The organism is Nocardioides sp. NPDC006303 (assembly GCF_040613175.1).
In the GTDB taxonomy this organism is placed as follows: domain Bacteria; phylum Actinomycetota; class Actinomycetes; order Propionibacteriales; family Nocardioidaceae; genus Nocardioides.
Genome location: NZ_JBEXRR010000014.1, coordinates 116,745 through 129,227, shown reverse-complemented (window position 1 = coordinate 129,227; position 12,483 = coordinate 116,745). Strand labels below are relative to the sequence as shown.

Below are 12,483 nucleotides of genomic sequence, written 5' to 3'. Positions count from 1 at the left end.
ACCTGGGACAGGTAGCCGGCGCCGCGATGCACCGAGGCGTACCAGGGCAGGACCTCGGCCACCCGGTCGGCCACGCTCTGCAGCGCCCCACAACTGCAATCTCGGGCGCCACCTCTGCCAATTCGACGTGAGCGCGACACCCGAGCAAGCCACCGACGTCGGTTGGGCTTGACCCGAACGGGCAGCCCGACCGACTTTCTTCATTTCGCGATCTGTATCGCCTGACGGCACAAATCGCGGCTTTCGAGCAGGTCTTACTGTCTGAACGACAATAAGTCGCCTAGTGTCGTTGCTATGCAAGCTGACGCCTGGACTCCGCCGCCCGTGTTGCTAACGGTCGATCTCGTCATCCTCACCCTGCGCCAGAGTCGACTATGTGTGCTCCTCGTTGAACGTGGCGAGGATCCGTTCAATGGCATGCGCGCGCTGCCTGGAGGATTTCTCAATAACGACCGCGAAGAGATCGTGGACGCCGCGCGCCGCGAACTGCATGAGGAGACAGGGCTGAACGTCGACCGCGTTCACCTGGAGCAGCTCGCCATCTACGGTTCCGTCGACCGTGACCCCCGAGGCCGGGTCGTTTCCGTTGCCCACCTGGCGATCGTGCCGGACCTCCCCGAACCGGTCGCGGGCACCGACGCGAAGGCCGCCGCATGGGTCCCCGCAGAGACGGTGCTGGCCGGGGAAATCGATATGGCCTTCGACCACCTTCAGATCGTGACCGACGGCATCGAACGCGCACGCTCCCACCTCGAGTTCACCGCTCTGGCCACCGCGTTCTGCTCTGAACCGTTCACCATCGCCGAACTTCAGCAGGTCTACGAGGCAGTGTGGGGCACCCCGCTCGACACCCGGAACTTCTACCGAAAGGTCCGTGCGACGACGGGATTCGTAGTGCCTGACACCGCAGGGGCCAGGAGCACCGGCGGGCGGCCAGCCCGGCTCTACCGAGCGGGGCCCAACACCACACTGCTCCCGCCGCTGACGCGCCCCCACGCGACCACCCCAGACGCAGAGACAACACGAGAGGAACCGACGTAGATGTCGCAAGACCTGGTAGTGATTCTCACCGCGCTCAACCTTGAGTACGAGGCTGTGCGTCGCAATGTGACAGATCCTCGGCCCTACCGCCACAAGCACGGAACCCGATTCGAGACCGGGACGCTACGCGGGAGCTCCCGCCGGGTAGCGCTCGGGCTCACGAACAAGGGCGGCCATTCTGCGGCTGTCATCGCGGAGCGCGCCATTGAGGAGTTCTCACCAACCGCGGTGGTGTTCGTCGGAGTCGCCGGCGCCCTGTGGGACGCCACCAAACTGGGCGACGTGGTCTTCGCGTCACATGTGTACGCCTACCACGGTGGCACCAGCGAGGACGACGGGCTCAAGGCCCGCCCTCGGGTCTGGGAGGCCGGCCACGGCGTCAGCCAGCTCGGCATGCACTTGGCGCGCCTCGACGACTGGCTCGATACGGCCCCGGGCGCGGCGGATCGACCGCGCGTGCACTTCGGCCCGATCGCAGCGGGCGACATCGTGCAGAACTCCAAGATCTCCGCAGAGGCTCGGTGGATTCGGGAGCACTACAACGACGCGCTCGCCATCGAAATGGAGGCCGCTGGCGTCGCTCAGGCCGGCCATCTCAGCGGTGCTCAGGTCGCCATAGTGCGGGGGATCAGCGACTACGCCGACGGGACCAAGAACAGCTCGAACGATCGGAACTGGCAACCGCGAGCGGCCGAGAACGCCGCCGCGTTCGCCACTCGCCTCGCTGCGGAACTCATGACCGACAAGGAGCAGATCGAGATGACCCACGACGACACCAACCGCCCCGGCAGCCGGCCAACGACCCAGGTCTCACCGGTGATCCACAACAGCACAGTCGGCGTCGTCGCCGGCAGCGTGAACAACAACAACATCCACACCAACTCGAAGCCGAAGATCACCACAGCAGCGGATCTCGTCGCGGAGCTGGACAGGTTCGCCGAACTGCTCAAGCAGCATCATGCGGCAGGTGACCTCGACGACGAGACCTGGAACGAGGCGTTGGTCGAGTTGAACACAGCCCGAAAATCCGCCCAGGAGGGCACCCCCGAGTCGAATCGGAAGACCACCATCGCGCTGAAGCGGCTGCGTGGATTGATCGCCGACCTCGCCGAGTTGGCCGCCAAGCTGGCGCCCCTTGTCGCGATAGCCGGTGGCCTCTCATGACCGAGAACCACGGCGCAGTAATCAATCCCGACATCCACAACTCATCCATCGGAGTCATTGCCGAGGCGGTCCACAACTCCACCTTCTACGTCACTCCGCCAAACGCCTCGCCCGAAGAGATCTTTGAAAGTGGCATGAGCGCCATCAGCGGCGGGCGATTCGACCGGGCCCGCGAATGCATCGAGGAGGCTATCGCCAACGGATTCGACAACTCCAAGGTCAGGTTCCACTGGATGATCGCCATGCTCAGCGGACGCTCGCAACGTGACCTCAGTAACGCCGACCGTCGCGATCTGAAGTTTCTTCTGCGTCTGCTACCGACATTCCCCGAGGACGACTGGAAACAAGCGCTCATCGTAGTTCTTGAACTGATCGGATACCGCCAGGCCGAGGCTGACGCCCCGTCCGACTGGCGTGCTCGCATCGAGGCGTTGGCCCTCGACCAGCAGAACCTGATCAACGACCACCTGGATCGAGTGATGCCTGCCGCGGTCAAGGCAACCATGTGGAAGGCGAGGCGCAGCAAGGCCGCCGCCGATCAGTTTCGCGACGGCCGGTCGCAACGGATCAGGATGTACTTCGAGCCCGAACCAGCCCCGCCACGCACGCTGGAGCCCCATCCGTACGACGCTGTTGCTGCCCAGGCAGCGTTCCCGCTTCGCGCCGCCCTGTTCACAGCGGCTGCTCTTGGCCTTGCCGTCCTAGCGATGATCACGCATCCGCTCGCGGCAATCACCGAGATCGCTGTCGCGGTTGCCGCAGGCGTCGCCGCTACCCACTTCGGCCACCAATGGGCAGACCACGTGTGGGCGCTCAAGCCGTCCCCGACCCACCAACTACCCTCCTACACTGTCCACCAGAACGGCTTCACCACGGACGTACGTCGATCGTTCGATGCCGCCTTCGCAACTCACACTCCTCGCACGATGAGCCAGAGCGATTGGCTCAGCAGGACCGACGAGGACCGTGCGCGGCTTGCCCATGAGGTCGCCCGCCTTTACCGCGAGTCCCGAACCACCGTTGAGGGCGTCGAATGGCTCATCCAACACCTAGCGGAGCGAGCGAAGGCTCACCCTTCCATTGGCGCCTCTGAGAACCCCGCCCAGAGCGTCTCCTCGAAGTGGTCAAAGGTTCTCTGTCTCTCATCTCTCACAGTGCTCGCAACCGCCGCCGTGGCCATCTTGATTACCATCTTTTCCAACCTGAACCCGTCACATATCGGGCTCTCCGTGGTCGCGGCCGCGGTCGCCTTCGGGGCGGGTCACGCCGCGGTCTCAGCTGCCCTTGAAGTCAGGGGCGAACACCGCAGGGTCGCCCGGGAGAAGGCCGAGCGAGACGCAGAGAAGAGCATCCGCGAAGCCGCGTACGCCCGATGGAAATCGGGCCTAGACGAGACGCGGCCCACCGAGCGAGAGATGGAGATGTGGCTCAACAGCGACAAGACCCTGTTCATTGCTGATGCCTTGGACACATACCGTCTCGACTGGGATGACCTAATCACCTATACCTTCCTGGTGACCCCGAAGCCTCGTTGTCTACGGGCTCGCATCACCCGTGGACCGTGGCGGTACTCCCAGTACTCCTTCCGGCTGTTCCTCGTCACCCTGGAGGGCGTACGCGAGGTCAGCACTGACGTCGATGTGCTGACCGCAAAGCGCGGCCAGGAGGAGCGGAGCAGCTACCGGTTCGACGCGCTCTCCTCGGTTCAGGTCACCGAGGACAACCGCCACCGCTACAACCTGGAACTCACCTTGACCAACGGACCCTCCCGACAGATCCTCATCAAGGATGCCGACGCCCAACAGGTCGTGCCCGAGGACAACGACCTCGATTTCACCGACGAGCGAGAATTCTCCAAGGTCAACCTCAACGCCACCGGCTTCGTCCACACCTTCCATCTCCTGGAAGCCATCGCAGCCGACGGCAAGCAGTGGGCCGCCCGCCACGTCACCCACCCAGCGTCCGGCACCGCCTCTTCGGCGTGACGCCACCCGGCCAACACCACACCAGCCGAGTCCGCGGTTGGGGACGACGACGCTGTAGTTGAGGTGACAAGAGTGGAATTTCGTCGCCCACAACTGCAATCTCGGCCGACGTACGTGACGGCCCGGCCGACGGGGGTGACGCCTCGGCGCTAGCGGCGAGCGGTGACGTAGCAGGCGACCGCGGTGGCGGCGGCTACGTTGAGGGAGTCGATGCCGGCGGACATCGGGATGATGGCGCGGCGGTCGGCGGCCTGCTGCCATCGCGGGGAGATGCCGTGGCCCTCGGAGCCCAGGACCAGTGCGACCTTGTCGACGCCGTCGACGGCCTTCTCGATGTCGACGGCATCGTCGGCCAGGGTCAGGGCGACGGTGGTGAAGCCGGCGGCGGAGAGGGACGGGAGCGCTTCGTACCAGTCCGGTAGGCGGGTCCACGGCAGCGCGAAGACCGCGCCCATCGCGACCTTGATCGAGCGGCGGTAGAGCGGGTCGGCGCAGCGCGGCGCCAGCAGTACGGCATCGAACCCCAGCGCAGCGCCCGACCGGAAGATCGCGCCGACGTTGGTGTGGTCGACGATGTCCTCGAGCACCAGGACCGAGCGGGCACCCTCGAGCACAGACTCGACCGACGGCAGCGGCCTCCGCTTCAACGACGCCAGCGCGCCGCGGTGCACATGGAACCCGGTCACCTCCTCTGCCGCCTTCTCGCTCATCACGTAGCACGGCGCATCGGTCGTGGCGAGCGTGTCGGCGAGCCCGTCGAGCCACTTCGGCGCCATCAGGAACGAGCGCGGCTCGAAGCCACCGGCAACCGCGCGGCGTACGACCTTCTCCCCCTCGGCCAGGAACAGCCCCTCCGACGTCTCGAGGGACTTGCGCAGCTCGACGTCGCGCAGGTCGCGGTAATCCGCGAGCCGGGGATCGGCGGGGTCGGAGATCTCGATCAGGGTTGCCATGAGGGGACCAGCGTAGGCGCGGACCGGAATCCCCCACACATCCGTACGTTCCCCACTTATGCGGAGCTTCCCCACGCTCCGGAGGGTGGGAAAGCTGCGTACGAGTGGGGAAGTGTCCCCATCAGTGGGAACCAGCTGGCGACTAGAAGAAGTCCGGGTGGGCGACGCGGACGACCTCGCCGACGACGATGATCGCCGGGGGCTGGACGTTCTCGTCGGCCAGGGTCTTCTCGAGGGTCTCGAGGGTCGCCAGGACCGTACGTTCCGTGGGCATCGTGCCGTCGCAGATGACCGCGACGGGGGTGCCGGGCTCGCGGCCGCCATCGAGAAGAGCGGTCGCGATCGCGGGGGCGTTCTGGACGGCCATGAGGAGCACCAGAGTGCCGCCCAGGCCAGCGACCGCGGACCAGTTGGTCAGCGAGGTGGGGTCGCCCGGCGGGACGTGGCCGGAGATGACGGTGAACTCGTGCGCGACACCGCGGTGGGTCACGGGGATCCCGGCGACGCCGGGCACCGTCACCGGAGAGGTCAGGCCGGGGATGACGTGGACCGGGACGCCGGCCTCACGACAGGCGAGCACCTCCTCGAAGCCACGGCCGAAGATGAAGTTGTCGCCGCCCTTGAAGCGCGCGACCGCCTTCCCCTCCAGGGCAGCCTCGACGATGATCCGGTTGATCTCCTCCTGCTGGGCCGAGCGGCCGCGGGGGAGCTTGGCGACGTCGACGAGGTCGACGTCGGCGGGCAGCTCGGAGAGCAGCTCTCGCGGCGCCAGCCGGTCGGCCACGACGATGTCGGCCTCCATCAGGGCCTTGCGACCGGCGACCGAGATCAGCCCGGGGTCGCCCGGGCCGCCACCGATCAGGGTCACTCCGGGCACGCGCTGACGCTCGTGCGGAGCGATCAGGTCACCGGAGCGCAGCCCGTCGAGGATCCGGTCGCGTACGCCCGCGGAGCGCCGCGGGTCACGGTTGGCCAGCACGGCGATGGTCAGGTCGCCGTCCTGTCCGGTCGCCGGGGTCCAGGCGGTGGCCTGCGTGCCGTCGTCGGAGCGTACGCAGAAGATCCGTCGCTCCTCGGCGGCGGCCGAGATCTCCTCGTTGACGTCGGCGTTCTGGGTCGCGGCGATGACGTACCAGGCGCCGTCTAGCACGTCTGCCGAGAAGCGGGCCTGGTGCCAGGTGATCTCGCCCGAGCCGAGCAGCCCCTCCAGGGCAGGGGTCAGCGACGGCGAGACGACCTCGACCCGCGCCCCCGCGGCGATCAGCGCCGGCACGCGCCGTTGCGCCACCCGGCCACCACCCACGACGACCACCCTCCGCCCCTCCAGGATGAGGCCGGCGGGATAGGGAACGGCATGCTCTGAACTCATGGGTACATCCTCGCCCAACACCGGGGTGCGCCCTGACAACGGGTCGATTCGCGGACTACGTTGGTGGGCATGGCACTCGATCGTCCGGTGAAGCCGGATCCCTACTCGCTCATGCCCGCCCTGCCCTCCTTCACGCTGACCAGCGAGGACGTGACCGACGGCCAGCCGCTGAAGCAGGACCAGGTCTACGACGGTGGCAACACCTCCCCGCAGCTCAGCTGGAGCGGCGCGCCGGAGGGGACGAAGTCGTACGTCATCACCTGCTTCGACCCCGACGCGCCCACCCCCAGCGGCTTCTGGCACTGGGCCCTGGTCGACGTCCCGGCCGACGTGACCGAGCTTCCCGCCGGTGCCGGGGCCGGCAGCGCCGACCTCCCGGGCAAGGCGTTCCACGTCGCGACCGACTTCGGCACCAAGGAGTTCGGTGGCGCCGCTCCCCCGGCCGGTGACCAGGTCCACCGCTACTACTTCGTCGTCCACGCCGTCGGCGAGGAGACGCTGGGCGTGGACGACGAGGTCACCCCGGCCGTCGTCTCCTTCAACCTGGCCTTCAAGGCCCTGGCCCGCGCCGTCGTGGTGGGCACCTACCAGCACTGAGCTCCGACGTGGGAGTCCTGAGGTCACCCGGTGACCTCAGGACTCCCGCGTCAGCCAGATGCCAGGTGGGTCAGCATCGTCGGCGTACGGCGGTGCTCGACGTCGCCGGACAATCCGAACGCGAGGAACATCTCGCTCAGACACCGCTCGAACTGCCGCCTGCCGCTGAAGAACCTGCTGATGATCGCGCGGTCGGGGAACCCGGCGTGGATCAGGCCCAGCACCTCGCTCTGGCGCATCGTCAGCCTCCCGATCGCATCGGGATCGGCGTCGGGCGAGGCCTCGACCATCCGGGAGATGACCTCCGGGTCGACGACGACCTCACCCGACGCCACCCGGCCGACGACGTCGAGGAAGTGCGGGATGGTGCGTACGCGGGACTTGCGCAGGTAGCCGAGACCGCCGGTGCCGGTGCTGGCGAAGACAGCGGCCGCATAGGCCGTGTCGACCGAGTCGGCGAGCACGACGATGCCCATCTCCGGCACCTTCTCGTGCAGTCGGAGGGTGGCGCTGATGCCCTCGTCCTCCGGGCCCAGCCGGGCGTCGGTCACGACCAACGTGGGCAGCGTGTCGGTCGCGGCCTGGACGAGCGCCTCGGCGTCACCGGCGTCGGCGACCACCTGGTAGCCACCACGCGCGAGCAGGGCCGTGAGTCCAGCACGAAGAAGAGGCGACTCGTCGGCAACGACGACGCTCGGCTCATAGCTGGGCACAACGGCTCCGCTCGGTGCTGGGGGTAGCGGTCGAGACGCATTCTGTCGCACTTCCTCGCAAACCCCCGGTATCTCGGGTCCGTGTTCACATCGGTAGCCGAACGAAACCCCCGCCCGGTCAGAACTCCGGCGGCCCTTCGGAGGCTCGCTTGAGCAGCGTCTCGAAGGACGTCGGGTTGGCGAACTCGTCCTCCACCAGTGTCCGATGCGGCGCCGGGGTGGGCGTGCCACCCACGGCCAGCAGGGCAGCCAGCTCCGCGGCGGCACGATCGACCCGCTTGGGGAGCTCCGGGCCACCGGCGAAGTCCTCGGTGGCGGCGAAGACCCCGGTCGGGACGACCACCGCGTGCAGGTAGGCGAACAGCGGCCGCATCGCATGCTCGAGCACCAGCGAGTGCCGGGCGGTGCCGGCGGTCGCGGCGATCAGGACAGGCTTCGCGTCCAGGACGCCCTGCTCGAGTACGTCGAAGAACGTCTTGAACAGACCCGAGTAGGAGGCGGAGAAGACCGGTGTCACCGCGATGACGGCGTCGGCACGCCGCACCTGGTCGATGGCCGACTGGAGCGCCGGCTTGGCGAACCCGGTGAGCAGGTTGTCGGTCAGCTCGTGGGCCAGGCCGCGCAGCTCGACGTGCTCGACCTCGACCTCCGCGCCCCGGGCCTGTACGGCCCGGGTCGTGGCATCGCCGAGCATGTCGGCGAGCAGCTTGGTCGAGGACGGGACCGACAGCCCCGCGGAGACGACGACGATCCGGGTCACAGCTCCCCCTCGAGCACCTTGGCGACCTCCGGGTCGGTCAGGTCGCGGTCGGACGAGCCGGTGGCGGAGTCACCCTCGGCGTAGACGGTCGAGTCCTTCGCGCCGCCGGCCTTCTCCACCAGGGAGGCGTGGGTCGGGGCGTCCGGGACGCCGGGCTTGCGCAGCTTCGCGAACTCGGCGCGCAGGGTCGGCAGGATCTCACCGTAGAGATCAAGCTGCTCCAGCACCGTCTTCAGCGGCAGCCCGGCGTGGTCGAGCAGGAAGAGCTGACGCTGGTAGTCACCGACGTACTCGTGGAACGAGAGCGTCCGCTCGATGACCTGCTGCGGCGAGCCGACGGTCAGCGGGGTGGCCTCGCTGAAGTCCTCCAGCGAGGGGCCGTGGCCGTAGACCGGGGCGTTGTCGAAGTAGGGCCGGAACTCGTTGATCGCGTCCTGGGAGTTGTGCCGCATGAAGAACTGCCCGCCCAGCCCGACGATGGCCTGGTCGGCGGTGCCGTGGCCGTAGTGCTCGAAGCGCTGCCGGTAGAGCTGCACCATCTGCTTGGTGTGCGAGGCCGGCCAGAAGATGTGGTTGTGGAAGAAGCCGTCGCCATAGTACGCAGCCTGCTCGGCGATCTCGGGCGAGCGGATCGAACCGTGCCAGACGAACGGCGCGACGCCGTCCAGCGGCCGAGGCGTCGAGGTGTAGCCCTGCAGCGGCGTACGGAACCGGCCGGACCAGTCGACGACGTCCTCGCTCCACAGCCGGCGCAGCAGGGCGTAGTTCTCGATGGCCAGGTTGATGCCCTGACGGATGTCCTTGCCGAACCAGGGGTAGACCGGGCCGGTGTTGCCGCGGCCCATCATGAGGTCGACGCGGCCGTCGGTGAGGTGCTGGATCTTGGCGTAGTCCTCCGCGATCAGCACCGGGTCGGTGGTGGTGATCAGCGTGGTCGCGGTGCTCAGGATGATGTTCTCGGTCTTGGCACCGATGTAGGCCAGCGTGGCGGTCGGGTTGGATGCGATGAACGGCGGGTTGTGGTGCTCACCGGTCGCGAAGACGTCCAGGCCCACCTCCTCGGCATGCTTGGCGATCTCGACGGTCGCCTTGATGCGCTCGTGCTCCGTCGGGGTCCTACCGGTCGTCGGGTCCATCGTGACGTCACCGACGGTGAAGATGCCGAACTGCATACCCATGGTTCCCTGCCCCTTTCGTGGACTCTTCCACGATAGTTGAAATCCGAACTACTCGGCAAACAGTTGCTGCATCAACGTTATTCCAGAAAACCCCTTGGCGTACGCAGGCCCCGTTGTGCCAACGTACGTCAGGTGTCCGGGGCGCTGCATTCACAGCTGAGTCTTTACGCCGCGATCGCGACCAGCTCCTTCCGCCGCTACTCCACCTACACCGCGGCCACGCTCGCCGGGATCTTCACCAACTCGGTCTTCGGGATCATCCTCAGCTTCGCCTACCTGGCGCTGTGGGAGCAGAACCCGTCGGCGGGCGGCTACCAGGCCGACCAGGCGGTCACCTTCGTCTGGATCGGGCAGGCGCTGCTGATGACGATCGCGCTGTGGAGCGGCGGCTCGACCGACGACCTCGCCGAGCGGATCCGCAACGGCGACATCGCCGTCGACCTCTACCGTCCCGTCAGCGTCCTCGGCTGGTATCTCGCCGCCGACCTCGGCCGTGGGCTCTACCACTTCGCGACCCGGGGCGTGGCGCCGACGATCATCGGCGCGCTGCTCTTCGGGCTGGTCATGCCCTCCCCCGCTGGCGCGGTCGGGTTCCTGGTCAGCGTCACGCTCGCGGTGGTGGTCAGCTTCGCGGTCCGCTTCCTCTTCGCCGCCAGTGCGTTCTGGCTCCTGGACGCGACCGGTCCGCGGGTGCTGCTGAGCGTGCTGGCCACCTTCTTCAGCGGCCTGACGCTGCCGCTCAACCTCTTCCCCGACGGCCTGCGCCAGGTCGCGCTGGCGCTGCCGTTCGCCTCCTACATCCAGACCCCGGCCGACATCTGGCTGGGCCGCCACACCGGGCTCGACATGCTCGCCGCGATCGGGCTGCAGGTCCTGTGGGCGGTCGTCCTCCTGGGCGTCTGCGCGCTCGTGCTGCGTGCCGCGACCCGCAAGGTGGTGGTCCAGGGTGGTTGAGCACGTTGCACACTCGGTGCGCGCCTACTGGCTCATCGCGGCGCTGTGGATCCGGGCGGCGATGGCCTATCCGGTCTCGTTCTGGACGATGACGGTCGGTGGCGTACTGATCACCTTCCTCGACTTCGTGGCGATCTGGCTGATGTTCAGCCACATCGACACCTACGGCGGCTTCACGCTGCGCGAGATCGCCCTGCTCTACGGGGTCACCTCGATCGCGTTCCGGGTCGCCGACATGCTGGTCGGGAGCGTCGAGAAGATCGGCCGATACGTACGCAGCGGCGATCTCGACGCGATGATGACCAAGCCGGTCCCGGTGCTGGTGCAGCTGTGCGCCGACCGGTTCGAGCTGCGCCGGCTCGGCCAGATCGCTCAGGGCATCGTGGTCTTCGCGTGGGCGGCGCCGATCGTGGAGTGGAACCCTCAGCGCCTGCTGGTGCTCGTGGTGGCGCTCGTCTCGGGTGTGGTCATCTACTTCTGCGTGTTCGTGACCTTCTCGACGATCCAGTTCTGGACCACGGACGCCTCCGAGTTCGCCAACGCCTTCACCTACGGCGGCAACACGATCATGCAGTACCCGATGACGATCTTCCCGCGCGAGGTCGTCCGGTCGCTGACCTACCTGCTGCCGCTGGCGTTCGTGAACTGGTATCCATGCCTGTTCCTGCTCGGCCTCACCGACCCTTACGGCGCTCCGGACTGGTTCCGGTTCGCTTCGCCCCTGGCCGCGCTGGCGCTGGTCGGTCTGACCGCGCTCGTGTGGCGTCAGGGGCTTCGTCGCTATCGATCCACCGGGAGCTGATGTGGCACTGATCGAGGTGCGGGACCTGTCCCGAGACTTCACGATCCGCAAGAAGGCGGGTCCGTTGAGACGTACGTCGGTGGTGAAGCACGCCGTGCACGACCTCTCCTTCGAGATCGACGCCGGTGAGATGGTCGGCTACATCGGGCCCAACGGCGCCGGGAAGTCGACAACGATCAAGATGCTCACCGGGATCCTGGTGCCGTCCGGCGGGTCGGCGCGGGTGGCGGGCCTGGAGCCCTCCCGCCAGCGCAGGGAGCTGGCCCGGCGGATCGGGGTGGTCTTCGGGCAGCGTACGTCGCTGTGGTGGGACCTGCCGCTGCGCGACTCCTTCGAGCTGCTGCGGCGGATCTACCGGATCCCCGACAAGACCTTCCGCCGCAACCTCGAGGACCACGTCGCACTGCTCGACCTCGGCGAACTGATGGACACCCCGGTCCGGCAGCTCAGCCTGGGGCAGCGGATGCGCGGCGACATCGCCGCGGCGCTGCTCCACGACCCCGAGATCCTCTATCTCGACGAGCCGACGATCGGTCTGGACGTCATCTCAAAGGGGCGCCTGCGGGAGTTCCTGCGCGCCCTCAACCACGAGCGTGGGACGACCCTGATGCTCACCACGCACGACCTGCAGGACATCGAGGCGCTGTGCGACCGGGTCATCGTCATCGACCACGGCACCGCCGTCTTCGACGGCCCCCTGCCCTCCCTGCGAGCCAACGGCGACGCCTCCCGCACCCTCGTCGTCGACCTCGTCGATGAGGCCTCCCCCATCGCCATCGAGGGCGCGCGGGTCGTGAAGGTCGAGGGCCCCCGCCAGTGGCTCTCCTTCCCCGCCGGCGCCTCCGCCGCGCCGCTGGTCGCGCAGGTCGCCGCCGCGTACGACGTCGCCGACCTGTCCATCCAAGAGCCCGACATCGAGGCCGTCATCCGGCAGCTCTACTCCCGCTGAGATTGCTGATATCAATCT

At 67.5% G+C, this 12,483-nt stretch carries 12 protein-coding genes; 7 read left to right on the top strand and 5 right to left on the bottom strand.

Annotated features, from left to right (window positions below):
• Positions 1–294 precede the first annotated feature (294 nt).
• Genes ABZY89_RS13460 through ABZY89_RS13450 form a run of 3 tightly spaced genes read left to right on the top strand, consistent with a single transcriptional unit; the run spans position 295 to position 4,190 of the window.
• Positions 295–1,041 (top strand): NUDIX hydrolase, encoded by a 747-nt coding sequence (locus ABZY89_RS13460; protein WP_355227828.1) that lies wholly within the window; start codon positions 295–297, stop codon positions 1,039–1,041.
• The gene (locus tag ABZY89_RS13455) at positions 1,042–2,205 is read left to right on the top strand and encodes a 5'-methylthioadenosine/S-adenosylhomocysteine nucleosidase (protein ID WP_355227827.1); all 1,164 of its coding nucleotides are present in this window, start codon (positions 1,042–1,044) and stop codon (positions 2,203–2,205) included.
• A complete protein-coding gene (locus tag ABZY89_RS13450) occupies positions 2,202–4,190 on the top strand; it encodes a hypothetical protein (RefSeq protein ID WP_355227825.1) in 1,989 nt (662 codons plus the stop codon). Before ABZY89_RS13455 ends, ABZY89_RS13450 begins: the two co-directional genes overlap by 4 nt.
• A gap of 149 nt (positions 4,191–4,339) precedes the next feature.
• Here the strand turns inward: ABZY89_RS13450 and ABZY89_RS13445 are convergent, their stop codons facing one another.
• On the bottom strand, positions 4,340–5,143 hold the full coding sequence (locus ABZY89_RS13445; RefSeq protein ID WP_355227823.1) for an RNA methyltransferase: 804 nt from the start codon (positions 5,141–5,143) through the stop codon (positions 4,340–4,342).
• A gap of 142 nt (positions 5,144–5,285) precedes the next feature.
• A complete protein-coding gene (cobA, locus tag ABZY89_RS13440; protein WP_355227821.1) occupies positions 5,286–6,512 on the bottom strand; it encodes a uroporphyrinogen-III C-methyltransferase in 1,227 nt (408 codons plus the stop codon).
• A gap of 69 nt (positions 6,513–6,581) precedes the next feature.
• On the opposite strand from cobA, the gene ABZY89_RS13435 reads away from it, so the two are divergent.
• On the top strand, positions 6,582–7,109 hold the full coding sequence (locus ABZY89_RS13435; RefSeq protein ID WP_355227819.1) for a YbhB/YbcL family Raf kinase inhibitor-like protein: 528 nt from the start codon (positions 6,582–6,584) through the stop codon (positions 7,107–7,109).
• Positions 7,110–7,159: 50 nt separating this feature from the next.
• On the opposite strand, the gene ABZY89_RS13430 is transcribed toward ABZY89_RS13435, so the two are convergent.
• From ABZY89_RS13430 to ABZY89_RS13420, 3 genes are all read right to left on the bottom strand, one after another.
• Complete coding sequence (locus ABZY89_RS13430; protein ID WP_355227817.1) at positions 7,160–7,822, bottom strand: response regulator transcription factor; 663 nt, start codon at positions 7,820–7,822, stop codon at positions 7,160–7,162.
• Positions 7,823–7,940: 118 nt separating this feature from the next.
• Entirely contained in the window at positions 7,941–8,582 is a 642-nt protein-coding gene (locus tag ABZY89_RS13425; protein ID WP_355227816.1) for an FMN reductase, read from the bottom strand.
• On the bottom strand, positions 8,579–9,754 hold the full coding sequence (locus ABZY89_RS13420) for an LLM class flavin-dependent oxidoreductase (protein WP_355227838.1): 1,176 nt from the start codon (positions 9,752–9,754) through the stop codon (positions 8,579–8,581). The genes ABZY89_RS13425 and ABZY89_RS13420 overlap by 4 nt, the downstream gene beginning before the upstream one ends.
• A gap of 138 nt (positions 9,755–9,892) precedes the next feature.
• Here ABZY89_RS13420 and ABZY89_RS13415 point away from each other — a divergent pair, with 138 nt between their 5' ends.
• Genes ABZY89_RS13415 through ABZY89_RS13405 form a run of 3 tightly spaced genes read left to right on the top strand, consistent with a single transcriptional unit; the run spans position 9,893 to position 12,465 of the window.
• The gene (locus tag ABZY89_RS13415; protein WP_355227814.1) at positions 9,893–10,714 is read left to right on the top strand and encodes an ABC-2 family transporter protein; all 822 of its coding nucleotides are present in this window, start codon (positions 9,893–9,895) and stop codon (positions 10,712–10,714) included.
• A complete protein-coding gene (locus ABZY89_RS13410) occupies positions 10,707–11,516 on the top strand; it encodes an ABC-2 family transporter protein (RefSeq protein WP_355227812.1) in 810 nt (269 codons plus the stop codon). Before ABZY89_RS13415 ends, ABZY89_RS13410 begins: the two co-directional genes overlap by 8 nt.
• Position 11,517: 1 nt before the next feature.
• Positions 11,518–12,465 (top strand): ATP-binding cassette domain-containing protein, encoded by a 948-nt coding sequence (locus tag ABZY89_RS13405; protein ID WP_355227810.1) that lies wholly within the window; start codon positions 11,518–11,520, stop codon positions 12,463–12,465.
• Positions 12,466–12,483 lie beyond the last annotated feature (18 nt).